The sequence below is a fragment of the Nocardioides ferulae genome (assembly GCF_003660455.1).
In the GTDB taxonomy this organism is placed as follows: Bacteria; Actinomycetota; Actinomycetes; order Propionibacteriales; family Nocardioidaceae; genus Nocardioides; species Nocardioides ferulae.
Genome location: NZ_QZVR01000001.1, coordinates 180,830 through 207,246 on the forward strand (window position 1 = coordinate 180,830; position 26,417 = coordinate 207,246).

Sequence of the window (26,417 nt, forward strand, 5' to 3'; positions counted from 1 at the left end):
GATGAACCACGGGTACGTCGAGCTCAGCTCGGGTCGGCTGATGCAGGGCTTGCGCGACCACAAGCGGCTGCTCGCGGTCTGCGTGCTCCTGGGCGTCGCGCTCGCCGGGGTGCGGCTGCTGCTCGGCGGCACCTCCTACGCCGCCCAGAGCCAGGTGCTGGTCGGCCAACCGCTCACGCTCACGACGCTGACCACCACCGCGGCGACCGGCGTGGACCAGACCAGACTGGTCGACTACACCCAGCGCCGGCTCGCCAGCGACAAGCTGGCCGCCCGGGTCGAGAAGCGCCTCGACGTCGACGGCGACGACTACACCCTCGACATCATCAGCGCCAACGCGACCAACGTGATCGGGCTGCAGGTGACCTCCGACGACCCGGAGCGGGCGCAGACCATCGCCAACGGCTTCGCCCGGGCCTACGTCGCCTCGGTCGTCGCCGAGAACACCCGCAAGGTCGACCGCGCCGTCGAACAGCTGCAGAGCGACATCAAGACCGTCGACGCCCAGCTGACGGGGCTGCAGCAGCAGGCCGGGCCCGCCGGCGCTGTCGTCGCCGCCTCGCAGCGGGCCGCGCTGGTGCAGCAGCGGGTCACCCTCGCCAACCGGCTCAGCCAGGCCCGCCTGGCCGGGGCCGTCGACCCGGCCGGCGGGGCCCAGGTCGTCGAGCAGGCCGCGGCGGGGGAGACCTCGCGGCTCGCCCTCGTCGCGCCGCTGGTGCTCGGCGGGCTGTTCGGCTTCCTGGTCGGCCTCGGCCTGGTCGCACTGCGCCAGTGGCGGACCGCCCGGTCCCCCCAGCCGGCCACGGAGGGCAGGGCCTCGGAAGTCTCCGGGGCGCGGCTCTCCGGAGCCGCCTGAGCGAGCGCGGTCATGACCGCACCCGCACCCACGTTCCTGGTCGTCGGCGCCGGTCGCTGCGGCACCACCGGCCTGATCGAGGGCCTGCGCGGCCATCCCGACGTGTTCGTCACCACGCCCAAGGAGCCGCACTACTTCGCCTACGCCCGCCAGCAGCTGGACTTCCGCGGCCCCGGCGACGACCTGGCCGTGAACCAGGCGTCGGTGACCGACCCCGACGCCTACCTCGCGCTCTACCGGCAGGGCGCCGGCCATCTCGCGCGCGGGGAGGGGTCGGTGTCGACGCTCTACCGGCACGAGCAGGCCATCCCGGAGATCCTGCGGGTGGCCCCCGAGGCACGCATCGTGATCCTGCTGCGCGAGCCCGTCGAGCGAGCCCACTCCGCCTTCGACTACCTCTCGGTGCAGGGCCACGAGCCGGCGGCGAGCCTGCTCGAGGCGGTCGCCGACGAGGACCGCCGGGTCGCTGAGGGCTGGCAGCACCTGTGGCACTACACCCGGATGAGCCGGTACGCCGACGGGGTCGAGGCGTTCCGCGACGCCTTCGGGCCCGACCGCGTCGGGGTCTGGTTCTACGACCAGCTGAGCGCCGACTATCCCGAGACGCTGCGGCAGGTGCTCCGCTTCATCGGCACCGAACCGCGCCCCGGCGAGCTCGACCGGGTGCCAGTGGTCAACGTCTCCGGCACCCCCCGCAGCCGGGTGGTCCACGGTGCGCTCCAGGCCGCCCGCGACCACGACGCGGTACGCCGGCTGGGCAAGCGGGTCACCACGTTCCGGATGCGCGAGGCCGTTCGGCGTCGCCTCGTGGCCCGCAACGAGGTCGCCCCCGAGGTGCGCCGCGCCCTCGAGCCGCTGTTCACCGACGACCTGGCCCGGCTGCGGCGCCTGCTGCCAGCCGAGGGGCAGCCCGACTGGCTGCGCGCCGCCGACCCGGCCCGCGCCTGACCGGGACGCCTGGATCCGGGCCGGTCAGCCTCGACCGAGAGCGCGCCGCAGCCGGGCACGCAGGGGGAGCCGGCGAACCCGGCCCGCCCACGCGGCGTACCCGGTGGCGACGGTCTGCGGGTCGTAGTCGGCTGCCCGGGCCAGGCCCTGACGGGAGAGCCGCGCGTGCAGATCGGGGTCGCCGAGCAGGCGGCGCAGCGCCGCGGCCAGGTCGCCGGCGCTGCCGGCCCGGTAGGTCAGCCCGCTCACGTCGGGCTCGACCACCTCGGCCGGCCCGCCCTGGTCGGGGACCACGACCGGGACCCCGTTGGCGATCGCCTCGACGACCACCTGGCCGAACGGCTCCGGGACCAGGGAGGCGTTGACGACCACGTCGACGTCGGCCAGGGCGTGGGCGGCGTCGCCGGCGAACGAGCCGAGGGTCACCCGGCCGGCCAGCGGCGGCGCCTCCAGGCGGGCCGCGACCTCGTCGGCGTGGGCGTCCTCCCCGAACAGGGCGGCGCCGAGCAGCCGCCCGCGCACCGGCACCCCGTCGGCGAGCAGCTCCTCGACCGCGTCGAGGAAGAGGTGCTGCCCCTTCCAGGGCGTGAGCCGGCCGACCAGGGCCACGACCGGCTCGGTGGCCGGCGCCTGGCGGGGGCCGGCCGGCACCGGGGTGCGATAGGGGTCGCCGAGCACCCGGTGGGGGACCGTGCGCCGGACGGCCGGGCCGAGCGTCGCGAGCGTGGACGCCGAGTTGGCCACGACCGCGTCCGGCAGCACCAGCAGCAGGGTGCGCACCAGCCGGACCACCGGGCCCGGCAGGTAGTCGGGGGCGATCCGGTCGCGCACGTGCCAGATCGCCGGCACCCCGGCCAGGCGGGCGGCCAGGCAGCCGTAGACGCCGCTCTTGAGGTTGTTGGCGTGCACCAGCTCGACCCGCTCCTGGCGCAGCAGCCGGCGCAGCCGAGCGGCGTACCGCAGCACGTCGAGGACGCCGCGCAGCGGCAGCCGGGCGGTCTGCTCGCGGGAGAGCCGGTTGGTGCGGGCCGCCAGCGGCAGCACCCGCACCTCGAGCCCGGCGGCCTCCAGTTCGGCGACGAGGTGACCGTCTTCGGCGAGGACCACCAGCGGCCGGGCCCCGGCGAGCGGCCCCAGCAGCCGGAGCAGGGCGATCTCGGCCCCGGACCAGGCCGCGCAGTGGCTGAGGAACACCGTGCGGGGCAGGGCCAGGCCGGGCGTGGCGCCGGCCACCGGCCGGGCGCTGGTCGTCGTCATCAGTCCTGGTCCACCACGGCGGCGAACGGGTCGTCCTTGCGGACGTCGACGATGTGACCGGTCTGGCCCGACACCAGGATGTCGAGGGAGCAGCGGGCGACCGCCTCGGAGTCGAGCAGGGTGGCGGGCGGCTCCTCGCCGAACGCGCGCGTGCGCATGGGGGTCGCGGTCCGCTCGGGGTTGAGGCAGTTCACCCGGACCCCCTCGGCCGCCCACTCATCGGCCAGCGCCTGGGTCAGGTTGACCACCGCGGCCTTGGCGGAGGAGTAGAGGCTGTAGCCGCCCCGGCCTCGGGTGTAGGAGCTGGAGGTGAACAGCAGCAGCGAGCCCTGGGTCTGCGCGAGCAGCGGGTAGAACTGCTGGGCGATGAAGACCGGGGCCAGGTAGTTGACCTCGGTCGCGGAGTAGACGGTCTCCTCGCTGGCCTCCAGCAACGGACCGCGGGGGAGCACCCCGGCGGTGTTGACGACGTAGTCGACCCGGCCGGTCTTCTCCAGCACCTGCTCGGCGGCGGCGGCGATGTCGGCGCGACGCTCGACGTGGGTGTTGGTGGCCGAGCGGCTGAACACGTGCACGTCGGCGCCGTGCGCGCGGGCCAGGTCGGCGATGTCGCCGCCGATGCCGTAGCTGCCGCCGAAGACCACCAGGGTCCGACCGTCCAGGGCCGCGAGACGCTCCTCGGTGCTGACCTCGGGCCGGTCGCGGCCGGTGAGCTGGAAGAGCTTGTCGGCGAGGTAGAGGTCGATCGGCTCGGTGACCTTCATGTTGCGCTCGTCGCCCGGCACCACCCAGATCGGCACCTCGGGGAGGTAGCGGAGCACCACCGTGCAGTCGTCGGTGGCGGTGAAGTGGGGGTCCCGGCCGGCCCGCGCGTAGGCCTCCCGGATGACCGACGAGCGGAATGCCTGGGGTGTCTGGCCGCGGCGCAGCGCGGCCCGGGGCGGGATGTCACGGATCGTGTTGTCCGGTCCCACCTCGATGATCGTGTCGGCCGTCGGGATCGCCACGTCGACGGCGGCGTGCGTCTGCAGGGCCTCGAAGCAGTCGCCGATGATGCGCGGGGTCACCAGCGGCCGCACGGCGTCGTGGAACAGCACGTGGCACTCGTCGGGGCCGAGCCGGTCGAGTGCTCGCAGGGTGGTGGCGTTGCGGGTCTCGGCGCCCTCCACGATGTCGACGACCTTGTCGTAGCCGCCGCCGCGCACGATCGCCCGCGCCGCGTCGAGGTGGCCCGGGGCCATCATCACCAGGATCTCGTCGACCTGCGGATGCGCCTGGAACGCGGCGATGGTGTGCTCCAGGATCGGTCGGCCGGCGATCTTCAGCAGCTGCTTGGGCAACCCCAGGCCCATCCGGGCGCCGACGCCTCCGGCGAGGATGACCGCGACGTTGCGCGGCGGCTGCGGCTGCGACATGGCGGGCCTCCCTGGTACGCCGACGCAGCCGGCGCTCGGCCGCGTCCACCGTCCCAACGCGCGACGGCCCGGAGCGTCACGCCCGACGTCGGTCTCGTGGGTTAGCGTCGTCTCGTGATGACCCCGCCCGGCCGCACCCGCGTCTGGCGCCCCGACTGGGCGTGTCCGGTCGACCGGATGCTCGCGCACCGTCGGCGCGGCACGGGCGACCCGACGTACCGTCGTGACGCGGCCGGCCGGCACTGGCGCGGCCTGCGCACCCCAGAGGGGGCGGCGACCCTGGTGGTGTGGGCCGAGCCACGGCTGGGGCAGGTGCACGCCGAAGCGTGGGGTCCCGGCGCGGAGTGGGCGTTGGCCTCGGTGCCGGGGCTGCTCGGCGACCTCGACGACCCCAGCGGCTTCGAGCCGCGGCACCCGGTGCTCGCCGAGGCCTGGCGCCGCCACGGTCCACTGCGCGTCGGTCGCAGCGGGTTGGTGCTGGAGTCGCTGGTGCCCGCGATCATCGAGCAGAAGGTGACCGGCCAGGAGGCCTTCGCCGGGTTCCGGATGCTGGTGCGCCGGTTCGGCGAGCCGGCGCCCGGCCCGACCGCCGACCTGGGCCTGTTCGTGCAGCCCGACGCCGCGCGGCTTCGCACCATCCCCTCCTGGGAGTGGCTGCGCATGCACATCGACCCCGCGCGCTCCCGGGCCCTGGTGACGGCGGCCCGGGTCGCTCCGTCGCTGGAACGCACTCTCGAGGTGCCGTGCGACGAGGCCGACCGGCGGCTGCGCAGCCTGCCCGGTGTCGGGGTCTGGACCAGCGCCGAGGTGCGCCAACGGGCCCACGGCGACGCCGACGCGGTCTCGTTCGGCGACTACCACGTGCCCAAGGACATCGGCTGGGCGGTGAGCGGGGCGCCGTTCGACGACGCGCAGCTGGCCGCGTTCCTCGAGCCCTACCGCCCGCACCGGGGTCGGGTGCAGGCTCTGGTGGGGGTCGCCGGCCTCCGCCGCCCACGGCACGGCGCCCGGATGGCGCCGCGCACCCATCTGCCCGCGAAGGTGACCCGCCGATGACAGTCCTCGACCTGCGTGTGCTGAGCCGGGCCGACGCCGACGAGGCGGCCCGGTTCTTCGCCGACGCCGACGCCGAGGAGCTCGTCGCCGCGATCGTCGCCACCGGCGACGACGAGCTGATCGAGCTGATCGGCCGCGACGAGGTGCGCCCGGTGGCGATCGACGGCGTCCTGGTCCGGCTCGGCGAGTACGCCGTCCCCGACCGGCTGGCCCAGATGCACGGGGTGGTGCGCATCGACCTCGAGCGCCGCGGCACGCTGCTGGAGCGGCATGCCATCGAGTTCACCCACGGCGAGATCGAGCTGCACCGGCACGTCGAGGCCTCCGAGCCGACCGACGTGGTGCTGCGCACCAGTCTGCTGCGGTTCGTGCGCATCGTCAGCGGCCAGGGCAACGCCGCCCTGGAGTACCTCTCCGGCAAGCTCGACATCGAGGGCGACGCCGACCTCGCACTGGCCATGGGTGGGCTCTTCCGGGTGCCCGGCACCCAGCACGTGGCCTTCGACCCCACCGACCTCGATCCCACCGACGTGGCCACGGCTCTGAAGGGTGTGAAGGCCGACCACCTCAAGCGGGTGATGGCCTCGGGCTTCCGGCCGGTGGTGCTGGGCGAGATCTTCCGCCGCATCCCCGAGTTCGTCGACCCGGCCAAGGCCGCCGGCGCCGACCTGACGATCGGGTTCCGGCTGCTCGGCAACCCGTCGGGCGAGGTCGAGCGCTACGTCGTCCGCGTCGACCACGGTGCCACCACGGTGCGCGCCGGCGCCGAGGCCGCAGACGAGGGGGAGCGTCGCGACGCGACCATCACCTGCGAGGGTCACGACTTCCTGCGCCTGGCCACCGGCCACCTCAGCGCGGTCACCGGGGTGCTCAAGGGCCAGCTCAAGGTCAAGGGCGACAAGACCAAGGCGCTGGCGCTGAGCTCGCTGATCGACATCCCCACGCCGCGCTGACGGGGCAACGCGACCGGAGCGCGCGCAGGGCATGGACGCTGCGGCGACGGGCTGGCACGCTGAGGCGATGGACCTCGGGGCCTTCGACGCGTTGGCGACGTCGTACGCCGGCGTTCGTCGCCGCGCCACCGAGGGTGACCTGCGCTGGCAGTGCCGCGGTCGGCTCGTGGCCCGCCGGCTCGACGACGACCACGTGGTCGTGCGGGTGCCCTTCGACGTGCGCGACGTGCTGCTGCGCACCGCGCCGGCGGTGTTCTCGGTGCCAAGCCGCTTCACCAAGCACATGATGGTGGTCGCCGACCTCACCGCCGACGGTGCCGACGACGCGGTGGCCGACGCCGTCGAGTCCGCGTGGCGGCACACGGGCGAGGACCTACCGGAGGTCGAGCCTGCCGAGACCACCGACACCGTCTCGCGGGGCGGTGCGCGGTGAGCGGCGCCCTGGACGGACAGGTGGCCCTGGTGGCGGGGGCGACCCGGGGAGCGGGCCGGGCGATCGCGGTCGAGCTCGCCCGGGCCGGCGCGTTCGTCTACGCCACCGGACGCAGCAGCAGGGTCACCGGCCCCTCCGAGATCGGACGACCCGAGACCATCGAGGGGACCGGCGAGCTGATCGACGCCGCGGGCGGCGCGGGGCTGGCGCTGCGGGTCGACCACCTCGACCTCGATGCCGTCGCCGGCCTGGTGCACCGGATCAGGCAGGACCACGGCCGGCTGGACGTGCTGATCAACGACATCTTCGGTGGTGACCGCTATGCCCAGTTCGACAAGCCGCTGTGGGAACACGACCTGCCGGGCGGGCTGCGGATGCTGCGGATGGGCATCGACACCCATCTGATCACCAGCGCCCACGCACTGCCGCTGCTGCTGGAGACCGGACCCGGGCTGGTGGTCGAGATGACCGACGGGCCGAGCGAGGTCAACGCGACGGTGCGGGCCGGGGTCGGCTTCTACTACGACTTCGTGAAGGCGGCCGTCGATCGCATCGTCAAGGGCTTGGCGTTCGAGCTTGCCGAGCAGCCCGTCACGGCGCTGGGGGTGACCCCGGGCTGGCTGCGCTCGGAGCAGATGCTCGAGCACTTCGAGGTCACCGAGGCCACCTGGCGCGACGCCTGCCAGCGCGTTCCCGGCTTCGCGGTCTCCGAGTCGCCCGCCTACGTCGCCCGTGGCGTCGCCGCGCTGGCCGCAGACCCCGGCCGCCAGCAGTACGCCGGTCAGGTGCTGACCGCGCGTCAGCTCGCGGACCGCTACGGGCTGAGCGACACCGACGGATCCCGCCCCGACTGTTGGGGTCTGATCGCCGACCACGGCTGGGGTGATCAGCCCGCCGAGGTGCTCGAGAGATACCGCTGACCGAGCGGTCGGAGCGAAATGCCGCGGGCAGGCGCATACTGGAGGAGATGTCAACCATGCCTGCACGTCGCCGCCACCTTGCCAGCAGCCCCTTCCAGCCCGACCCCGAGCCGGTGATCGAGCGGTTCGAGAACGGTGACCTGGTCTCCCACGACTCCTACGGGGTGGGCCGGGTGGTCGGTGCCGAAGCACACGCGGTCACCGTCGACTTCGGCGACCGCACGGTGCGCATCGTGAGCCCGTTCGCCAAGATGACGGCTCTGTAGCCAGCGCGCTCCCCACCTCGTGGGGCCGGGCTCCCGTGCAGGAGCCGTCGACGCGGGTGCCGTCGATGGTGGGCTCGACCGACCTGCCGTTCGACCTCGGGTCCCGCGATGAGTCCGACCCGCGCGGCGGGTCTCTGTTGGCGACCCGTCAACAGAAGGAGAAGCCCATGTCGTTCCAGGCATACCTCGACAAGGCCGAGGAGAAGACCGGCCGCACCCCGCAGGAGATCGTGGACCTGGCCCACGCTCGTGGCTTCGGCGCGGACACCAAGAGCGGGGAGATCCTTGCCTGGCTCGCCGAGGAGTTCGGCCTCGGTCGAGGTCACGGCATGGCCCTGGTGCACGTCATCAAGAACGGACCCCGGATCAGCGACAAGCACGTCGGCTCCGACGGCAGTCACCGCGACGACTCGGAGGTCCTCTGGCTGGACGGGGTCGCCGCCCGCCGCGCCTAGAGGAGTGGTCGCAACGGCGCGAGGACGTACTCGGTGAACTTGCGGTGCAGGTCGCGGGCCTCCCACTCGCCGCTGGTCAGCTCCAGGCTGTTGCCCTGGTCGACGGTGAAGATCTCCTCCAACGTCCGAGCGAGCGCCTCGTCGAAGACCTCGACGTTGATCTCGAAGTTGCCCTGCAGGCTCAACCGGTCGATGTTGGCGGTGCCGACCGTCGACCACGACCCGTCGACGGTCGCGGTCTTCGCGTGCACCATCGCGTCGCGGTAGCGGAAGATCCGGACCCCGGCGTCGAGCAGTTGGGAGAAGTAGCCGCGCGAGATCCAGTCGGCGACGATGTGGTTGGACTTGTGGGGGATCAGCAGCCGGACGTCGACCCCGCGCCGGGCGGCGTCCTTCATCGCGTCGACGAAGTCCTGGTCGGGCAGGAAGTAGGCGGTGGTCAGCCACACGTTGCGGCTGGACCGGTTGATCGCCTCGAGATACATGTTCCGGATCGGGAACATCAGCAGCCGAGGCACGTTGCGGTGCAGCCGGATGCGCGGCTCCCAGGTCGAGGCGGTCTCCAGCAACAGGGGCCGCTCACTGACCCCCAGGCGACGGCGCCGGTTGAGGTTCCAGAAGTCGGCGAACGCGCGCTTGAGATCCCAGACCCCGGGCCCGGTGATGCATACGTGGGTGTCGCGCCATTCCGTGGCGTAGGCCGTGCCCACGTTGTAGCCGCCGACGAAGCCCACGACGTCGTCGACCACGAGGATCTTGCGATGGTCGCGGCCGTAGCGGCGCAGGTCGAAGACCCGCCAGCCTGCGGCGTAGACGGGGTAGCGCAGCACCTTCATCGACCTGGGGAAGTGCAGGAAGCGCGGGGAGACGACCAGGTTCGCGAAGCCGTCGTAGATGCAGTAGACCTCCACGCCGCGGGCGGCGGCCGCCGCGAGCGCGGACTTGAACCGCTCGCCGACCTCGTCGCCCTTCCAGATGTAGGTCTCGAAGAGGATCTGGCGGCGTGCTCCCTCGATGGCGGCGAGCATGTCGTCGTAGAGGTCGTTGCCGTAGGTGTAGGTCGTGATCGTCCCGTCACCGATCGCCACCTCGCGGGGAGGTGTGACGGGAAACGGCTTGGGCTTCTTGCCGCGCCGGCGGTAGGAGTCGACCAGCGTCAGGCCCAGCGCCAGCGCCAGCTGGGCCCCGAAGAGCGCGAGCAGCGTGCGGCGCACGGTTCGTAGGACCCGCTCCGCTGCCGCCGTCGCCCTCACGGTGCGCATCTTGCCAGTCGGCCACCGCGCGCCGGTGTCGGCACTCCGCGGCGAGGTCGGGACCTTCGCACCTGGCGCCGCGCCGGACCGACGTGCTCGGCTGGACGCCGGCTCGGGTCGCGTGCGGGAGAGGGGAAGTGCGATGCGCAGGTCCACACCGTGGTTGACCGCGGTGCTCGTGGTCGGGTTGCTGGTGCTGTCGGCGTGTGCCGGCGCGAACGAGGCGGCGACCGGCGACGACCTGGCCGGCTTCTGGCCGGGGCTCTGGCACGGTTTCATCACCCCGGTGAGCCTGGTGATCTCGTGGTTCGACTCCGGCGTCGGCATCTACGAGGTCGACAACAACGGCGGGTGGTACGACACCGGGTTCGTGCTGGGAGTCTCGTTCGTGTTCGGGTCCGTTCTGGGTGGCGGCTCCCGGGCGACCGGATCGCGCCGCTGACCGCTGCCGGTGACCGGGGCGCCGCCCGCGGACTCGGCGCCAGACCCGGTGTCGGTGGTCCCTCGTAGGCTGACGGCATGCGTCCCGTCACCGATCTCGAGCGTCGTGTCGCCCCGTTCAAGGTCGTCTCCGACTTCGAGCCCTCCGGCGACCAGCCGGCGGCGATCGCCGAGATCACCAAGCGCGTCAACGCCGGGGTCCAAGACGTCGTGCTGCTCGGTGCCACCGGCACCGGCAAGACCGCCACGGTTGCCTGGGTGGCCGAGCAGGTCCAGCGCCCGATGCTCGTGCTGCAGCCCAACAAGACGCTGGCGGCGCAGTTCGCCAACGAGCTGCGTCAGCTGTTCCCGCACAACGCGGTGGAGTACTTCGTCAGCTACTACGACTACTACCAGCCCGAGGCCTACGTCCCGCAGACCGACACCTACATCGAGAAGGACTCCTCCATCAACGAGGAGGTCGAGCGGCTGCGCCACAGTGCGACCAACTCGCTGCTGACCCGTCGCGACGTGATCGTGGTGTCGACGGTCTCCTGCATCTACGGCCTGGGCACCCCCCAGGAGTACGTCGACCGGATGCTCCGGCTGCGGGTCGGCGAGGAGCACGACCGCGACTCGATCCTGCGCCGCCTCGTCGAGATCCAGTACACCCGCAACGACATGTCGTTCACCCGCGGCACGTTCCGGGTCCGTGGCGACACCCTCGAGATCTTCCCGGTCTACGAGGAGCACGCGGTGCGGGTGGAGTTCTTCGGCGACGAGATCGAGCGGTTGATGAGTCTGCACGCGGTCACCGGCGAGGTGCTCACCGAGGACCAGGAGCTCTACGTCTTCCCGGCCACCCACTACGTGGCCGGCCCCGAGCGCATGGAGCGCGCGATCCGCGGCATCGAGGCCGAACTCGACGACCAGCTCGCTCGCTTCGAGCGCGAGGGCAAGCTGCTCGAGGCCCAGCGGCTGCGCATGCGCACCACCTACGACGTCGAGATGATGCGCCAGGTCGGCTCCTGCTCGGGCATCGAGAACTACTCGATGCACATCGACGGCCGCAGCCCCGGGTCGGCGCCGAACTGCCTGCTCGACTACTTCCCCGAGGACTTCGTGCTGGTCGTCGACGAGTCGCACGTCGCCGTCCCGCAGATCGGCGGCATGTACGAAGGCGACATGTCGCGCAAGCGCAACCTGGTCGAGCACGGCTTCCGGCTGCCCTCGGCGATGGACAACCGCCCGCTGAAGTGGGAGGAGTTCCTCGACCGGATCGGCCAGACCATCTATCTGTCGGCGACGCCGGGCAACTACGAGCTCGACAAGGTGAGCGTCGACGGCGGCCCGCCCGACGTGGTCGAGCAGATCATCCGGCCCACCGGCCTGGTCGACCCCGAGGTCGTGGTCAAGCCGACCAAGGGCCAGATCGACGACCTGATCCACGAGATCCGGGTGCGCGTGGAGAAGAGCGAGCGGGTGCTCGTCACCACGCTCACCAAGAAGATGTCCGAGGACCTCACCGACTACCTCCTCGACGCCGGCATCCGCACCCGCTACCTGCACTCCGAGGTCGACACGCTGCGGCGCATCGAGCTGCTCCGCGAGCTCCGGATGGGCGAGTACGACGTGCTGGTCGGCATCAACCTGCTCCGCGAGGGCCTCGACCTGCCCGAAGTGTCGTTGGTGGCCATCCTCGACGCCGACAAGGAGGGCTTCCTGCGCTCCGACAAGTCGCTCATCCAGACGATCGGCCGTGCGGCCCGCAACGTGTCCGGCCAGGTGCACATGTATGCCGACAAGATCACCCCCTCGATGGAGTCGGCGATCGACGAGACCAACCGCCGCCGGGCCAAGCAGGTCGCCTACAACACCGCGAACGGTGTCGACCCGCAGCCGCTGCGCAAGAAGATCGCCGACATCACCGAGATGCTGGCCCGTGAGGACGAGTCCACCCAGGCGCTGCTGCAGACCTGGGCCGACGTCGGTCAGAAGGGGCGCGCCGGAGGCGTCAAGCCGAAGTCGCCGACGCCGAAGCTCGGCGTCAAGGCGGGCAAGCACGCGGCCGACCTGGCCGGCATGCCCAGCAGCGACCTGGCCGCGCTGATCCAGGAGCTCACCGACCAGATGCGCGCGGCCGCGGCCGAGCTCCAGTTCGAGGTCGCGGCGCGGATGCGCGACGAGATCTCCGAGCTGAAGAAGGAGCTCCGCCAGATGATGGAAGCGACCAAGTGAGCGGCAGAGCGAGCGAGGAACGAGCTCAGGCTCTGGCCGCGAGCGCGGGAGCCACGCGAGCGAAGCGAGCGTCGGCGACGAAGTGAGGAGGATCGCCGACCGAGGAACGAGGTCGAGCGGTTCCGACGAGCGAGGAGCTGCGCGAGCGAAGCGAGCATCGGCGACGAAGTGAATCTCGGCAGGCTCGATCACCGGGGCGCCGCGTGCTCGCGACGAGGTCGGGCGGCTCCTATCCCGGGAAGACTCCGCAGCCGGGTGGGTAGGACGCGTAGTAGGACTTGTCGAACAGGCTGACCGTGCCGAGGCCTGCGGAGAGCCCGAAGAACTCGGCGGTGGCTCCCGCGGTGCTGAAGATCTGGTATTTGCGGGTGTCGCAGCCGGCGCCGAAGGTCGCGATCCCGGTCTGGCCGACCAAGGTGACGTGGCCGGCGACGTTGAGCCCCTTGGTGCCCACACCCAGCTCGAGCTGCGGCAGCTGGGCGCCGAAGACGAAGCTGACCGGTCCGGTGGCCACGGCCTCCGCGGCGCCGAGGATGATCTTGCCGAGCCCGTCGAGGACGCCCTGGCCGGTGGTGGCGCCGCTCTGGGAGAGCTGGAAGCCGCCGCTCCCGTCGTAGTCGAGCGTGTAGCTGCCGCTCAGCTCCTGGTCGAAGCCGGAGAACCCGGCGCTGGCGAAGAACGCCACCTTGAGGCCGACGTAGAACGGGATCGCGCCGACCATGAACGGGACCGCGACCTCGACCGGCAGGGTGACCTTGATGCCGCCGGCCTGCCCCAGCCCGAGCGCGGAGATCGGCTTGGCGGTGTAGCCGAGCTCGAACTTGCCCTGAACGTTGTCGGCGGCCCACCGGGCGACTCCGAGCCGGCCCTGGTCGATGCCGATGGAGCCCGCCGTGCGCAGGTTGCCGAGGGTGCCGGTGATGTTGACCTCGAGGTCGATGGGCTTCTCGCGGGTGATCGCGATCTTCACCGACATCGCCGTCTTCGACGGGGTGAAGGTGGCCGACCAGCCGTAGCCCTGCACCTCGCCCTTGAGCGTGAAGCTGCCGTCGGCCGCCCGAGCCGCTGTGCGCACAGGTACGCCGGCTCCGCTCACGGGGAACGCGTTGCTCCAGTCCAGAGCCGAGTCCCACGTCAGCGTGCCGTCGGCCACGACGTCGGTCAGCGATGCGCCCGTGGTCCTCACGACGAAGCGGGTGCGCACGACCTTCGCCGACACGACGTTGCGCACCGCCAGCCGCTCGAGCAACATGACCGAGCCCTTCCGCACCCTCTTCAGAGCACCGGCGCGCTTCTTGAACGTGTACTTCGCGCCGTCGGCGGAGACCTTGAGCAGTTGGGCGGAGACGACCTTCGCGGGCACGAGCACCGTCTCCGGCGTGTAGATGATCGGCTCGCCCGCGGAGGCGGCCGGGGCTGCCGTGGCCGGGGGAGGCTCGCCCATGGCGCCGATGCCGGAGAGCACCAAACTGAGCGCGGCGACCACGGCCGCGAGGATCCGTCGGGACGAGCGTGCCACGGCACACCTCCGCAGAGATCGGAGTCCCGAGACAGATGAAGTCAGACTATGCCTGGTGCCGCGACCGGGTGACGGAGTCGCCTGTGACCTGGCCCACAGGTCCGCGAGCCTCTCAGAACCCGCCCGGCAACAGCCCGGGCGGCGGCCACTTGCCCTTGCGCAGCGCCTTGGCCTGCTCGCGCTCGATGCGCTTCATGTGGCCCTCGACGCGTTCGCGTCGTTGCACCAGCGTCTGCACGAGGTGGAAGAGCGTCGCAGCCATGACGATGAGCGGCCACGGGAAGTCGGCCTCGAAGCCGTCGGGGCCCCAGGAGGTCGCGGTCCAGACCGCCCAGCAGATCAGTGACGGTCCCACGAACGTCAGGACCGCTGAGCGTCGTTCGCCGTCGTAGCGGCGCAGCGCCTCGCGGCGCACCTCGTCGGGGCCCCACTGCACCAGCGCCGGCTTCGGCGCGACCGGCCGTGCCGGCACGATGTCGACCAGGAACGGCACCAGCTCGCCGAGGGTGCGGGCCCGCTGCACGGCCTCGCTCCGCTCGTCGAGCTCGTCGCGTTCCAGCCGCCCCTCGGCGTAGGCCTCGCCGAGCACCTGCTGCACCAGCGCCCGGTCGCGGTCCCCGGCGCGCATCGCGGCGTTCTCCGGGCGGCGTGGGTCCAGCGTGAAGCCGGACCACGGGTCGGGGGTGGGCACCCGCCCATACTAGGAGGCCCCGGTCCTTCCTAGAGTGCTGTGGTGAGTCCCCGCCCCGAGCCCGTCCCCGCGCGGGCGTACGTCGTGTGGGGAGTCGGGCTCGCGGTCTACCTGCTGGCGGTCTTCCACCGCTCGTCTCTCGCGGTGGCCGGCCTGGCCGCCGGAGAGCGCTTCGACATCTCCGCCTCGCAGCTCTCGACGTTCACGATGCTGCAGCTGCTCGTGTACGCCGCGATGCAGGTGCCGGTGGGTCTGCTCGTCGACCGCTTCGGCTCGCGCAGCGTGCTGCTGGCCGGTCTCCTGGTGATGACCGCGGCGCAGGCCGGCTTCGCGCTGGCCACGACCTATCCGGCGGCGCTGGTCGCGCGGATGTTCGTGGGGGTCGGTGACGCGCTGACCTTCATCTGCGTGCTCCGGCTGGTGAGCAGCTGGTTCCCGCTGCGCCGGATCCCGTTGATCACCCAGCTCACCGGAACGTTGGGCCAGCTCGGAGCGGTCGGCGCGGCCGTGCCGATGACCTGGGCGCTCTCCGATCTGGGCTGGACCCGCGCCTACCTGGGCACGGCGTCGATCGGCGTCCTGCTGGCGGTCGCGGTGCTGGTGGCGCTCCACGACGCTCCGGACCGGCGCTCGCTGCGCGGACCCCGGCTCTCGGTCTCCGCCATCCGGCACAGCCTGACCTCGTCGTGGGCGCACCCGGGCACCCGGCTGGGCTTCTGGATGCACTTCGTGACCCAGTTCAGCGCCACGGCGCTCAGCCTGCTGTGGGGCTACCCGTTCCTGGTGCAGGGCGAGGGCCGGTCACCGGCCACGGCCGGCGCGCTGCTCACCGTGATCGTGGTCGCGGTGATGGCCGCGGGTCCGGTGCTGGGCTGGCTGGTCGGCGCCCACCCCTGGCACCGCTCCTCGATGGTGCTGGTGATCGTGGGCGCGATCGTCACGGTGTGGACGGCGGTGCTCGCCTGGCCGGGCTCGGCCCCGCTGCCGCTGCTGGTGCTGCTGGCGGTCGTCGTCGGGGTCGGGGGACCGGCCTCGATGATCGGCTTCGACGTCGGGCGCACCTCGAACCCGCCGGAGCGCCTGGCCAGCGCGAGCGGGATCATCAACCAGGGCGGGTTCTACGCCAGCCTGACCCTGGTGATCACCATCGGCGTGATCCTCGACTGGCGCACCCCCGGCGGCGGCACCGGCTACGGCCCGGACGCCTTCCGGTGGGCGATGGCCGCGCAGTACCCGCTCTGGGCACTGGGTCTCTCGCAGGTGTGGCGCTACCGGCGGCAGGCCCGCAGGGTGGTCGACCGCGCCACGCTGCAGGCCGGTCTCGGAGCCGAGGGCGTGGTGAAGCCCCCGTCGTGACCCAACCGTTCAGGCGGAGGCGGCCCGGCGGCAGAGCAGCGTCCACTGGTTGCGGCCGCCGACCCGCTCGTAGTGGAGGTCGTCGAGGGCGGCGACCGCCAGCGCCAGCCCGCGGCCGGACTCGGCGAGATCGTCCTCGGGCATTGCGACATCACTGAGGTCCAGCGCCATCGGGAGACCGTTGTCGCCGAGCGTCGCGACGAGGCAGTCGGCGTTGGCCGCCACCCCGATCTCGAAACGGCGCGGGGAGCGCTCTCCGTCGACCGGCTCCAGCTGATAGGCGTGCTCGACGATGTTGGCGAGGATCTCGATGACCGCGGTCTCGAAGCGGAACCGGTCGACGTCGAGCACGTCGGGGTGGGCCACCCAGAGGCTCTCGAGCAGCGCGTGGACCAGCTCCATGGTCTCGGGGTCGGCAGGGGCCGACAGCTCCAGGCGGCCCTCCATCGAGGCGATGTCGGCGGCCGGCCCAGCGTCCGGTTCCCGGGGATCCTGGTCACTCATCGAAGGCACTCTCGACCGAGTCGCGGGGTCGCAGCACCCGGTCGAGGTTGGTGAGTCGGAAGACGTTGAGCACCGACTCGGTGGGCCGGGCCACGCGTAGGTCTCCGCCCGCCTGGCGGGCCGACTTCAGTCCGCCGATCAGCGCTCCGAGGCCGGAGGAGTCGAGGAACGTCGTCTCCGCCATGTCGACGACGATGCGGCTGGTGCCGTCGCCGACGAGCCCGCCCAGCACCTCCTTCAGACGGCGGGCGGCGACCATGTTCAACCGACCCTGGGGCGTGACCACCCCGATCCCGTCGTCTCGGGTCTCGACCTTGAACTCGATCATGCTGCTCCTTCGTGGGGTTCACCGGGGCGAGCGCCGGCGGGGGAGTGGTCGGTGGCCGGTCCGCGGTAGCGCACCGCTTTGATGATCACCCAGAAGACGGCCAGGTCGAAGGCGACCCACAGCAGGTTGAAGCCGACGCCGAGGACCGGAGCATGGCCGGTGCCAGCCCGGACCACGCCGACCAGGACTGCGGTGGCGAGCAGCGCGATGGCCACGAGCTGGGGGCGGACCAGGTCCCACCGACGACCGCCGTCGGCGCCGCGGGTCTTGGGGGTGACGGCGAAGTCCAGCTCGCGGCGTAGGAAGACGTTGCCGAAGGCAGAGGTGAACGCCTTGATCCACACCGGGAACAGGGCCAGGGAGTACTGCTGCCCCCGCCAGGTGGGCCGGCCGGCGGCGACCACCCAGAACAGCAGCTGGTTGACCAGCAGGAACGGCACCAGCCGGATGAAGAAGTCGAGGCTCCAGGCGCGCACCGGCAGCACGCCGAGGGTCAGGTAGAGCACCGGCGCGGCGATGTAGACGACCGCCGCGAAGCCCGAGAGGTAGCTCCACATGGTGGCGAAGTACATCAGTCGCTGCCCGAGACTCAGGCCGCGCTGCACCAACGGGTTCTCGCGGAACATGACCTGCACCGTCCCCTGCGCCCAGCGCAGCCGCTGGGTGAGCATCGTCGGCAGGTCCTCGGGTGCCAGCCCGTGCGCGAGCACCTCGTCGTGGTACGCCGTGTGCCAGCCGAGGGCGTGCAGCCGCATGCAGGTCGCCATGTCCTCGGTGACCGAGATGGTGGCCAGCGGCATGATCGGCTGCGCCTCGTCACCGCGGTGTACGTCGACCGAGTCCACGAGGGCCTGCACGGTCTCGACCGCGCCCAGCGGGGACCACTCGCGGTCCGAGAGCTGGTCGAGCACGGACAGGTCGACGGTGGCCAGATCGTCACCGGGGCCCTCGGTGAGCCCCTCGAGCTCGGCGATCGCGGTGAGGTCGGACTGCACGGTCTCCAGGTCGGCCGCGATCAGGCGGCGGCGGATGTCGGCGACTCGGCGCTGGAAGCGGTAGGTGACGTCGAAGAGGGGAGCTCCTCGGGCCAGCTCACGTCGTGCCCTGCCGATGTCGTGGAGGATCTCGTCGAGGGCACGGCGCACCTCCAGCTCGTCGGGGGTGAGCCGCCGACGGGCCGAGCGGACGACCGATCCCGCGGTACGCAGCGCCCGGTGCACGCCCACCTCGACCTCCCCGACGTACCTGCTCACCCCCAGCTGCATCAGGGCCTCACGTCGGATCACGGCGTTGGAGCCGCAGAAGAACGCGGCGTTCCAGCCGTCCTTGCCCTGCTGGATCGGCCCGTAGAAGAGCGGCGCCTGGCTGCCGAGGGGATCGTCGTCGGGGACGTTCTCGAACCACTGGGGGGTCTGTACGAGGGCCATCTGCTCGTCGGCGAAGTAGCCCAGGGTGCGGTCGAGGATCTCCGGATGGGGCACCTGGTCGGCGTCGAGGATCAGCAGGAACTCGCCCTCGGTGGCCAGCAGCGCGTTGTTGAGGTTGCCGGCCTTGGCGTGCCGGGGCATGTCCTGCCACTCCGCGGAGCGGGTGATCCAGCCGATCCCCTCGGCCTCCGCCGCCGCGCGCAGCTCGGCCCGGTCTCCGTCGTCGAGGATCCAGGTGTCGTGGGGGTAGCGGATGTCGCGGGCGGCCCGGGCGGTGCGCATCACGAGCTCGACGGGCTCGTTGTAGGTCGTGATGAACACGTCGACGGTCCAGTCGGGGGGAGCGGTGGCCGGGTCGCCGCGCTCCTTGATCCGCCACATGGCCAGCCCGAAGAGCAGCGAGTCGACGAGGCTGTAGGTCTCGGCCAGCACCAGGGGCACCGCGATCCACCAGGCGTCCCAGTTGACCGAGACCAGCCAGCGCCAGACGACGTAGTTGACGCCGAGCAGCGCCGTGGCCAGGACCACGAGGCGGATCAGCAGCAGCCGCCGGGTCACGGGGCGATCACCGCGCGACGCGTGAGGGTCTCTCCCGTCACTTGGTTGGGGGCCATGCTCTGCCTTCCGAGTCCGCTCCCGTCCGGGCGGGTGCACGTGAGGAACCGGTACCTCTCCGCGAGGCCGGCAAACGCAGCATCGACTCCGCAGAGGCGGACCTGCGGCAAACCGGACGGTCGGCGGGGGGAGAATCCCTTCGAGGGCAACCGCCCGATCGCGACGGCGACGGTGGCGTGGCGGTCTTCGGGGAGGCGGGGCGATGACGGTGCGCGGCGCGGAAAGTGGGCAGACCCTGGGCGCGCGGATGCGGCGGCGCAAGCCGCTGGAGCCCGAAGCGCACGACACCGGCCTGGTCCGTTCGATCGGGCTCTTCCAGCTGACGATGCTCGGAGTCGGCGCGACCGTCGGCACCGGCATCTTCTTCGTGCTGACGACCGAGGTGCCCCAGGCCGGCCCTGCGATCGTGGTCTCGTTCGTGCTGGCAGCGATCGTCGCCGCGCTGACCGCTTTGTGCTACGCCGAGCTGGCCAGCGCAGTCCCGGTGTCGGGGTCGTCGTACTCCTACGCCTACGCCACGCTCGGTGAGGCGATGGCGATGGTGCTCGCGGCCTGCCTGCTGCTGGAGTACGGCGTCTCGTCGGCGGCTGTCTCGGTCGGCTGGTCGCAGTACCTCAACGACCTGCTCGACAGTCTGTTCGGTGTCTCGCTCCCCGAGGCGCTCTCGATGTCTCCGTCCGAGGGCGGCATCGCCAACGTCCCGGCGATCGTGCTGGTCGGGCTGTGCATGCTGCTGCTGATCCGCGGGGCGAGCGAGTCGGCCACGGTGAACGCGGTCATGGTGCTGGTCAAGGTCGGAGTGCTGATCTTGTTCGTCGTGGTGGGCCTCACCGGCTGGGAGACCGACAACCTGGCCGACTTCGCGCCGTTCGGCAGCGCGGGGGTCTGGGCGGCGACCGGCGGCATCTTCTTCTCGTTCATCGGCCTCGACGCGGTCTCGACGGCCGGAGAGGAGGTCAAGGACCCGACCCGGACCATGCCACGGGCGATCGTGCTGGCCCTGCTCATCGTCACCACGATCTACGTGCTCGTCGCGGTGGTCGCGGTCGCGGCGCAGCCGTGGGAGCGGTTCGAGGGCCAGGACGCCGGGCTGGCGCAGATCCTGCGCGACGTGACCGGGTCGAAGTGGCCCGCGACCGTGCTGGCCGCGGGGGCCGTGGTGTCGATCTTCTCGGTGACGCTGGTGACGCTCTACGGCCAGACCCGGATCCTGTTCACGATGAGCTGCGACGGCGTGGTCCCGCCGATCTTCCGTCGACTCGGGGCGCGCACGAGGACGCCGGTCGCCAACACGATCATGGTGTGCATCGTGGTGGCGGTGCTCGCCGGACTGGTGCCGCTGGACGGTCTCGCCGACCTGACCAGCATCGGCACGCTCGCGGCGTTCACGGTGGTCTCGGCTGCCGTCATCCTGCTGCGCCGCCGCCAGCCCGACATGCACCGGGCGTTCCGGGTGCCGGGCTACCCGGTGACGCCCCTGCTCTCGATCGCGGCCTGCGTGTTCGTGATCACCGGTCTGCCCTGGCAGACCTTCGGCTACTTCGCCGCCTGGGTCGCGGTCATGCTGGTCTTCTACCTCGCCTACGGGATCAAGCACTCCAACCTCGAGCCCTACCCGCGCGGCGACGAGAGGTGAGGCCCGTCGGCCCGGCGGTCAGCGCGCCCGGGTCACCGTGAGGCCGACCATCCGGGCGACGACCAGGGCGATGTAGAGGACGCCGGCGACCTGCTCGACCATCACCAACGACCGGGCGTGCTGCCCCACCGGGACGATGTCGGAGAGACCGACGCTGGTGAGCGTGGTGAACGAGAGGAACAGCAGCTCGAACCAGGTGTGCTGGTCGGTGCCCTCGACGCCGAGGAACGACCCCGGCCACAGCACCTGGGCGGCGGCGTAGACGTAGGCGAAGCCCCAGGCCACCACCGTGAACGCCGCGCCGGTGGCGTAGAGCTCGTCGCGGGTCACGCGCTCGTCGTGGAAGAGGTAGCGGATCATCCCGTAGGAGACGTAGAAGTAGAACGGCGCGTGCAGCAGGGCCGAGACCAGCACCACGGCATCCGACCCGGGGTGCACCGCCTCGAGCACCGTGAAGACCATGGCGGGGGCTCCGAAGACCAGCCCGACCCAGCTGAGCGCCGGAGTGCGGCGCACCGCCCAGAGCGCGATCAGGACCACGCCCATCTGCACCACGCCGATCACGGCACGACCCGCGGCGGTGGCGTCGAAGAACGGGTAGGCGAGGACCGTGACCAGCTGGGCGGCGAGCAGCACCGCCGAGGGGTGGGTGCGCAGGATCCTGGCCGTCTCGTTCACGTCGCGCATCGTAGAGGCGAGCGGCTCGTCGCCGCGCCGCGGCCGTGGTGGTCCTCACATCCGCCTTCACCTGTTCGGGCATAACGCGGAGCGTGGGTCGCTCGTGGCTCGGAACGAGAACATGTTCTACCGTGAGGCGGCCGTCTAGACAGGACGGCGTCTCCAGACCACCGGATCGGGGAGGTGACGGGTGGGTTTCTCAGCCGTGTCCGTGATCCGCGGCCCAGGCGAGTTGACCGCGATGGTCGTCGACGTCACCAAGCGGATCTTCACGACCCCGTTCCAGGCCCGGGAGTTCATCGAGCAGGCCTGGTTCATCACCAGCGTCACGCTGATGCCCACGATCCTGGTCTCGGTGCCCTTCGGGGCGGTCATCTCCCTGCAGGTCGGCAGCCTCACCGGCCAGCTCGGCGCCCAGTCGTTCGCCGGCGCGTCCGCGGTGCTCGCGGTGGTGCGCGAGGCGGCGCCGATCGCTGCCGCGCTGATCATCGCGGGGGCCGCCGGGTCGGCGATCTGCTCCGACCTGGGCGCCCGCAAGATCCGCGAGGAGATCGACGCGATGGAGGTGCTCGGCGTCGACCCGCTCGCCCGCCTGGTCGTGCCCCGGGTGCTGGCCACCGTGTTCGTGGCCGTGATGATCAACGGCCTGGTCATCTCCGCCGGCATCGGCGGCGCCTACTTCTTCACCGTGATCATCCAGGGCGGCTCGGCCGGCGCCTTCCTCTCCTCGTTCACCGCGCTCGCCACGCTGCCCGACCTCTACATCAGCATGGTCAAGGCGGCCGTCTTCGGCTGGCTGGCCGCGATCGTCGGCGCCTACAAGGGCCTGAACGCCGGCGGCGGCCCGAGCGGGGTGGGCCGGGCGGTCAACGAGTCGGTGATCGTCGCGTTCATGGTGCTGTTCTTCCTCAACGCGATCATCACCGCCATCTACTTCCAGCTCGTCCCGCAGGAAGGGCTGTAGCACGTGTCGGCCATCACGCAGATCGGCTCCGCGCTGGTCAGGGAGCGCCGCGACCGGCTCGAGGAGTACGGCGACCAGCTGCTCTTCTACATCAAGGCGCTGGCCTGGACCCCGCGTGCCGTCCGTCGCTACCGGCGCGAGATCGCGGGCACCCTCGCCGAGGTCACCTTCGGCGTGGGTGGCCTGTCGGTGATCGCCGGCACCGTCGGCGTGATCGCGTTCCTGGCGTTCTTCGCCGGGACCGAGGTCGGCATCCAGGGCTACGCCTCACTCAGCCAGCTCGGGGTCGCCAAGTTCACCGCGTTCATCTCCGCCTACTTCAACACCCGCGAGGTCGCCCCGCTGATCTCAGCGATCGCCCTCGCGGCCACCGTCGGCTGCGGCTACACCGCGCGGCTCGGGGCGATGCGGATCAGCGAGGAGATCGACGCCCTCGAGGTGATGGGCATCCCCTCGCTGCCCTACCTGGTGACCACCCGGATGATCGCGGCCTTCATCGCGGTGATCCCGCTCTATATCGTCGCGCTCTCGGCCTCCTACCTCTCGCCGAGGCTGATCACCACGATGTTCTACGGCCAGTCCGCCGGCACCTACGACCACTACTTCCTGGCGTTCCTGCCGCCGATCGACATGCTCTGGTCGTTCTTCAAGCTGATCTTCCTGGCGATCGCGGTGATCCTCATCCACTGCTACTACGGCTACACCGCCTCCGGCGGTCCCGCCGGTGTCGGCATGGCGGTGGGGCGGGCGATCCGCACCAGCATCGTGACGATCGTCGTCGCCGACTTCTTCCTCAGCTTCGCGATCTGGGGCTCCACCACCACCGTGCGGATCACGGGGAGCTGACGCCGATGCTGGTCAACGTCCACCACGACACCCGTGCCGAGCACAACCGGCTGCTGCTCGCCGGCGTCGTGTTCGCGCTGTCGGTCGCCCTGCTCATCTGGCTGTCGGTGGCGATCTACAACAAGAAGTTCGAGCGGGCCACCACGATCACGCTCCACGCGGAGAAGGCGGGCCTGCAACTGCCGAAGAACGGCGACGTCAGCCACCACGGCGTGCTGGTCGGGCGGATCGCCGACATCAGCCAGGACGGCGAGCAGGCCGTGATCACGCTGGCGCTGATCCCCGAGGCCGCGGAGCAGATCCCCGAGAACATCCGCGCCGAGATCCTCCCCACCACGCTGTTCGGCCAGAAGTTCGTCTCGCTGGTCGACCCCCAGCAGCCGTCGGACCAGCCGGTGCAGGACGGCGACGTGGTGCCCGCGGACCGGGTCGAGACCAACGTCGAGCTGAACCGGGTGCTGTCCAACCTGTTCCCGCTGCTGCGCTCGGTGAACCCGGCCGACCTCAACCGCACGCTCTACGCGCTCGCCACGGCGCTCAGCGGCCGCGGCGAGCGACTGGGCGCGCTGATGGAGGACCTCGGCGGCTACACCGGACGGCTGACCGACCGGCTGCCCACGCTCCGCGAGGACCTCCGACTGCTCGCGGACGTGTCGGGCACCTACGAGGAGGCCGCCCCCGACCTGGTCCGCACCCTGCGCAACGCGACCGTCACCATGCGCACCGTCGAGGACCAGAGCAGCGAGCTCGCCTCGTTCCTGGGCGACGTCACGGGCATGGCGCAGACCACCGGCCGGGTGCTGCGCGAGAACGAGGCGGGGCTGATCCGTCTCGGCCAGCTGACCCGACCGGTGCTGCGGCTGCTCGACACCTACGCGCCGGAGTACCCCTGCCTGCTGCGCGGCCTCGACGTCTACACCGACAAGCTCGGTGAGATCTTCGCCGGCGAGCGGGTCAACCAGATCCTCGAGCTCGGCTCCACCCAGCGGCCCGCCTACGACGCCGGCGACCGCCCGGAGTACGGCGAGGTGGGCCACGGACCGTGGTGCGCGGGGCTGCCGAACCCCTCCGGCGTGGTCGCCACGCCGTTGAGGGACGGCAGCGACCAGGACGACCCCAACCCCGCCTGGACCTCGCTCCCGTTCTCGACGCGCGAGGCGCCGACGTCGTTCCGCAACCCCACCCAGGGGTACGCCGGGACCCCGGCCGAGCAGCGCCTGGTCAACGTGCTGCTGGCCTCCGAGGCCGACGTCCCCGTGCACCGCCTCGGCTCGCTCTCGGCGCTGCTCTACGGCCCGCAGCTGCGCGGAACGCGGGTGGGGCGATGACCAACACCCGCAACGCCACGACGATCGTCGCCGGGGTCAAGCTGCTGATCTTCACGGTGACCTCGCTGCTGGTCACCGGCCTGCTGGCGGTGATCATGGGCAACATCGGCTTCGGCGACCACGCGACCTACCACGCCGAGTTCACCAGCGCCAGCATGCTCGAGGAGGGCGACGACGTCCGGATCGCCGGCATCCCCGTCGGCGAGGTCAAGGAGGTCGAGCTGCACGACCGCAAGCGCGCGATGGTCACCTTCACCGCCGAGAGCGACGTGCCGCTGACCGAGGCCAGCCGCGCCGAGATCCGCTACCTCAACATCGTCGGCGACCGCTACCTGGCCCTCGAGGAGGGCGACCCCGAGGCCGAGCGGCTCGACGACGGCGCGACCATCCCGGTGCAGCGGACCTCCCCGGCGCTCAACCTCACCGCGCTCTACAACGGCTTCCAGCCGCTGTTCGCCGCGCTCGATCCGGAGGAGGTCAACGAGCTGTCGATGAACATCATCCAGGTCCTCCAGGGCGAGGGCGGCACGGTCCGCGGCCTGCTGGCGAAGACCGCCTCGCTGACCAACACCCTCGCCGACCGCGACGAGCTGATCGGCCAGGTGGTGACCAACCTGGAGAAGCTGCTCGGCACCGTCGACGACCGCCGCCGCCAGCTCACCTCGCTGGTGGTGGAGATGAAGGACTGGATGGGCAACCTGGCCCGCGACCGCGACAGCATCGGCGACTCGGTGGAGAACGTCTCCGCGCTCACCGACACCGTCGCCGACCTGCTGACCCGGGCCCGGCCGCTGCTCAAGACCGACGTGGCCCGGCTGCGCCGCCTGATGACGCTGCTGTCGGAGAAGGAGTCCCAGGAGGTGCTGATCGGGCTGCTCGAGCGGCTCCCCGAGGCGATGACGGACCAGACCCGGATCGGCACCTACGGCTCTTGGTACAACTACTACCTCTGCGACTTCGAGGGCAGCATCAAGCTGCCCAAGATCCTCGGTCTCGACCTGGGCTGGCTCCAGGACGCCCTCAACGACCTCTCCTTCCACAGCACCGCCCCGCGGTGCCAGCCGGGGGGCAGCGATGGCTGACCGCAGCGAGGCACAGATCCGCCGGCTCGGCGTCGTGGCGCTGGTCGTGCTGCTCGTGGTGATGGCCGCGGCGTTCAACCTCCAGCAGTTCCCCGGCTTCCGCGGCACCGGCTACCACGCCGAGCTCTCCGACGCCAGCGGGCTGCGCAAGGGGCACATGGTCCAGATCGCCGGCAATCGGGTGGGCCGGGTCGGCGGGCTGCGGGTCGAGGACGGCCGGGTCGTCGTCGACTTCGAGCTCGACCCCGGCGTCGAGCTGGGCCCGGAGACCACCGCCTCGGTGGAGGTGCTCAACCTGCTCGGCGAGAAGTACCTCGAGCTGGTCCCCGAGGGCGAGGGCGATCTCGAGGAGGGCGGCACGATCCCGCTGGAGCGCACCGAGTCCGCCTACGACATCGTCAACGTGCTGGGCGACCTCACCGAGACCACCGAGTCGATCGACGACCGCCAGCTGGGCCAGGCGCTCGAGGTCATCGCGAGCACGCTGGAGGGCAGCGAGTCGGAGATCCAGGCCAGCTTCACCGGCCTCTCCCGGCTGTCCCGGTCGGTGGCCAGCCGCGACGACGAGCTCGAGCAGCTGCTCACCCGCGCCGACTCCGTGACCGGCCTGCTCGCCGACCGGCGCGGCGACCTGGTGCGGCTGATGCAGAGCAGCAGCGCGGTCTTCGACGAGCTGGACCGCCGCCGGGCCGCGATCCACCGGCTCCTGGTCAACGCCCGCCGGCTGGCGGTCGAGCTGGAGGGCCTCGCCGACGACAACGAGCGCGACCTCGGCCCGGCGCTGCGCGAGCTGCGCCAGGTCACGACCCTGCTCAAGGACCGCAAGGACCAGGTCCGCAAGACCGCGGCCGCGGTCGGTCCCTACGCCGAGATTCTCGGCCACACGGTCGGCACCGGACCCTGGTTCGACGCCTACCTGGTGAACCTGTTCGGCCTGGCCGGCGAGTTCCTGCCCGGACAGAGGGACGACTGA

Annotated in this window: 26 protein-coding genes; 17 read left to right on the forward strand and 9 right to left on the reverse strand. The window is 71.4% G+C overall.

Annotation, left to right across the window (positions count from 1 at the left end; all coding sequences use genetic code 11):
- Position 1 precedes the first annotated feature (1 nt).
- Together D6B71_RS00835 and D6B71_RS00840 are read left to right on the forward strand one after the other, a co-directional pair.
- Complete coding sequence (locus tag D6B71_RS00835; RefSeq protein ID WP_121251072.1) at positions 2-856, forward strand: GumC domain-containing protein; 855 nt, start codon at positions 2-4, stop codon at positions 854-856.
- A 12-nt stretch (positions 857-868) separates the two neighbouring features.
- The gene (locus tag D6B71_RS00840) at positions 869-1,804 is read left to right on the forward strand and encodes a sulfotransferase family protein (protein ID WP_121251074.1); all 936 of its coding nucleotides are present in this window, start codon (positions 869-871) and stop codon (positions 1,802-1,804) included.
- Between the two features lie 24 nt (positions 1,805-1,828).
- Here D6B71_RS00840 and D6B71_RS00845 read toward each other — a convergent pair whose 3' ends face one another.
- Together D6B71_RS00845 and ispD are read right to left on the reverse strand one after the other, a co-directional pair.
- Positions 1,829-3,061: a glycosyltransferase family 4 protein gene (locus D6B71_RS00845; protein ID WP_121251076.1), complete on the reverse strand. Its 1,233-nt coding sequence runs from the start codon at positions 3,059-3,061 to the stop codon at positions 1,829-1,831.
- Positions 3,061-4,476, reverse strand: coding sequence for a 2-C-methyl-D-erythritol 4-phosphate cytidylyltransferase (ispD, locus tag D6B71_RS00850; protein WP_121251078.1), 1,416 nt, complete (start codon positions 4,474-4,476; stop codon positions 3,061-3,063). The genes D6B71_RS00845 and ispD overlap by 1 nt, the downstream gene beginning before the upstream one ends.
- Before the next feature lie 117 nt (positions 4,477-4,593).
- Between ispD and D6B71_RS00855 the strand changes: the two genes are divergently transcribed.
- The 6 genes from D6B71_RS00855 (at position 4,594) to D6B71_RS00880 (ending at position 8,559) form a co-directional block, all read left to right on the forward strand.
- The gene (locus D6B71_RS00855) at positions 4,594-5,532 is read left to right on the forward strand and encodes a DNA-3-methyladenine glycosylase family protein (protein ID WP_121251080.1); all 939 of its coding nucleotides are present in this window, start codon (positions 4,594-4,596) and stop codon (positions 5,530-5,532) included.
- A complete protein-coding gene (locus tag D6B71_RS00860) occupies positions 5,529-6,485 on the forward strand; it encodes an SCP2 sterol-binding domain-containing protein (RefSeq protein WP_121251082.1) in 957 nt (318 codons plus the stop codon). Before D6B71_RS00855 ends, D6B71_RS00860 begins: the two co-directional genes overlap by 4 nt.
- A gap of 67 nt (positions 6,486-6,552) precedes the next feature.
- Complete coding sequence (locus D6B71_RS00865) at positions 6,553-6,918, forward strand: hypothetical protein (RefSeq protein ID WP_126688168.1); 366 nt, start codon at positions 6,553-6,555, stop codon at positions 6,916-6,918.
- Positions 6,915-7,838, forward strand: a complete 924-nt coding sequence (locus D6B71_RS00870) for an SDR family oxidoreductase (protein ID WP_121251085.1) — start codon at positions 6,915-6,917, stop codon at positions 7,836-7,838. The genes D6B71_RS00865 and D6B71_RS00870 overlap by 4 nt, the downstream gene beginning before the upstream one ends.
- A gap of 56 nt (positions 7,839-7,894) precedes the next feature.
- Positions 7,895-8,104 (forward strand): hypothetical protein, encoded by a 210-nt coding sequence (locus D6B71_RS00875; protein WP_240640907.1) that lies wholly within the window; start codon positions 7,895-7,897, stop codon positions 8,102-8,104.
- Positions 8,105-8,271: 167 nt separating this feature from the next.
- The gene (locus D6B71_RS00880; RefSeq protein ID WP_121251829.1) at positions 8,272-8,559 is read left to right on the forward strand and encodes a DUF4287 domain-containing protein; all 288 of its coding nucleotides are present in this window, start codon (positions 8,272-8,274) and stop codon (positions 8,557-8,559) included.
- Here the strand turns inward: D6B71_RS00880 and D6B71_RS00885 are convergent.
- Complete coding sequence (locus tag D6B71_RS00885; RefSeq protein ID WP_121251089.1) at positions 8,556-9,821, reverse strand: phospholipase D-like domain-containing protein; 1,266 nt, start codon at positions 9,819-9,821, stop codon at positions 8,556-8,558. The genes D6B71_RS00880 and D6B71_RS00885 overlap by 4 nt on opposite strands.
- A 133-nt stretch (positions 9,822-9,954) precedes the next feature.
- Between D6B71_RS00885 and D6B71_RS00890 the strand changes: the two genes are divergently transcribed.
- Both D6B71_RS00890 and uvrB read left to right on the forward strand, forming a co-directional pair.
- Positions 9,955-10,254, forward strand: coding sequence for a hypothetical protein (locus tag D6B71_RS00890; RefSeq protein WP_121251091.1), 300 nt, complete (start codon positions 9,955-9,957; stop codon positions 10,252-10,254).
- A 77-nt stretch (positions 10,255-10,331) separates the two neighbouring features.
- A complete protein-coding gene (gene uvrB, locus D6B71_RS00895; RefSeq protein ID WP_121251093.1) occupies positions 10,332-12,470 on the forward strand; it encodes an excinuclease ABC subunit UvrB in 2,139 nt (712 codons plus the stop codon).
- 229 nt (positions 12,471-12,699) lie between these two features.
- Here the strand turns inward: uvrB and D6B71_RS00900 are convergent, their stop codons facing one another.
- Positions 12,700-13,989: a hypothetical protein gene (locus tag D6B71_RS00900; protein WP_121251095.1), complete on the reverse strand. Its 1,290-nt coding sequence runs from the start codon at positions 13,987-13,989 to the stop codon at positions 12,700-12,702.
- A 112-nt stretch (positions 13,990-14,101) separates the two neighbouring features.
- A complete protein-coding gene (locus tag D6B71_RS00905; protein ID WP_121251097.1) occupies positions 14,102-14,680 on the reverse strand; it encodes a DUF1707 SHOCT-like domain-containing protein in 579 nt (192 codons plus the stop codon).
- 42 nt (positions 14,681-14,722) lie between these two features.
- On the opposite strand from D6B71_RS00905, the gene D6B71_RS00910 reads away from it, so the two are divergent.
- Positions 14,723-16,036 carry an MFS transporter gene (locus tag D6B71_RS00910; RefSeq protein ID WP_240640908.1) on the forward strand — a complete coding sequence of 438 codons (1,314 nt, stop codon included), beginning with the start codon at positions 14,723-14,725 and terminating at the stop codon, positions 16,034-16,036.
- A gap of 9 nt (positions 16,037-16,045) precedes the next feature.
- Here D6B71_RS00910 and D6B71_RS00915 read toward each other — a convergent pair whose 3' ends face one another.
- From D6B71_RS00915 to D6B71_RS00925, 3 genes are read right to left on the reverse strand one after another with little or no spacing between them, the layout of a single operon-like run.
- Entirely contained in the window at positions 16,046-16,540 is a 495-nt protein-coding gene (locus D6B71_RS00915) for an ATP-binding protein (protein ID WP_206051493.1), read from the reverse strand.
- Positions 16,533-16,868 (reverse strand): STAS domain-containing protein, encoded by a 336-nt coding sequence (locus D6B71_RS00920; RefSeq protein ID WP_121251099.1) that lies wholly within the window; start codon positions 16,866-16,868, stop codon positions 16,533-16,535. Before D6B71_RS00920 ends, D6B71_RS00915 begins: the two co-directional genes overlap by 8 nt.
- Positions 16,865-18,853: a glycosyltransferase gene (locus D6B71_RS00925; RefSeq protein WP_121251101.1), complete on the reverse strand. Its 1,989-nt coding sequence runs from the start codon at positions 18,851-18,853 to the stop codon at positions 16,865-16,867. The genes D6B71_RS00920 and D6B71_RS00925 overlap by 4 nt, the downstream gene beginning before the upstream one ends.
- A 259-nt stretch (positions 18,854-19,112) precedes the next feature.
- Between D6B71_RS00925 and D6B71_RS00930 the strand changes: the two genes are divergently transcribed.
- Positions 19,113-20,546 carry an APC family permease gene (locus D6B71_RS00930; protein ID WP_240640909.1) on the forward strand — a complete coding sequence of 478 codons (1,434 nt, stop codon included), beginning with the start codon at positions 19,113-19,115 and terminating at the stop codon, positions 20,544-20,546.
- Between the two features lie 18 nt (positions 20,547-20,564).
- On the opposite strand, the gene D6B71_RS00935 is transcribed toward D6B71_RS00930, so the two are convergent.
- Entirely contained in the window at positions 20,565-21,224 is a 660-nt protein-coding gene (locus tag D6B71_RS00935) for a potassium channel family protein (RefSeq protein ID WP_240640910.1), read from the reverse strand.
- Positions 21,225-21,465: 241 nt separating this feature from the next.
- Here D6B71_RS00935 and D6B71_RS00940 point away from each other — a divergent pair, with 241 nt between their 5' ends.
- The 5 genes from D6B71_RS00940 to D6B71_RS00960 are packed head-to-tail and all read left to right on the forward strand — an operon-like array spanning position 21,466 to position 26,417.
- Positions 21,466-22,188 carry an MlaE family ABC transporter permease gene (locus D6B71_RS00940; RefSeq protein WP_121251834.1) on the forward strand — a complete coding sequence of 241 codons (723 nt, stop codon included), beginning with the start codon at positions 21,466-21,468 and terminating at the stop codon, positions 22,186-22,188.
- A 3-nt stretch (positions 22,189-22,191) separates the two neighbouring features.
- Positions 22,192-23,034, forward strand: coding sequence for an MlaE family ABC transporter permease (locus D6B71_RS00945; protein ID WP_121251106.1), 843 nt, complete (start codon positions 22,192-22,194; stop codon positions 23,032-23,034).
- A 5-nt stretch (positions 23,035-23,039) separates the two neighbouring features.
- Positions 23,040-24,362, forward strand: coding sequence for an MCE family protein (locus tag D6B71_RS00950; RefSeq protein ID WP_121251108.1), 1,323 nt, complete (start codon positions 23,040-23,042; stop codon positions 24,360-24,362).
- Positions 24,359-25,444: an MCE family protein gene (locus D6B71_RS00955; RefSeq protein ID WP_121251110.1), complete on the forward strand. Its 1,086-nt coding sequence runs from the start codon at positions 24,359-24,361 to the stop codon at positions 25,442-25,444. The genes D6B71_RS00950 and D6B71_RS00955 overlap by 4 nt, the downstream gene beginning before the upstream one ends.
- Positions 25,437-26,417 carry an MCE family protein gene (locus D6B71_RS00960; protein WP_121251112.1) on the forward strand — a complete coding sequence of 327 codons (981 nt, stop codon included), beginning with the start codon at positions 25,437-25,439 and terminating at the stop codon, positions 26,415-26,417. Before D6B71_RS00955 ends, D6B71_RS00960 begins: the two co-directional genes overlap by 8 nt.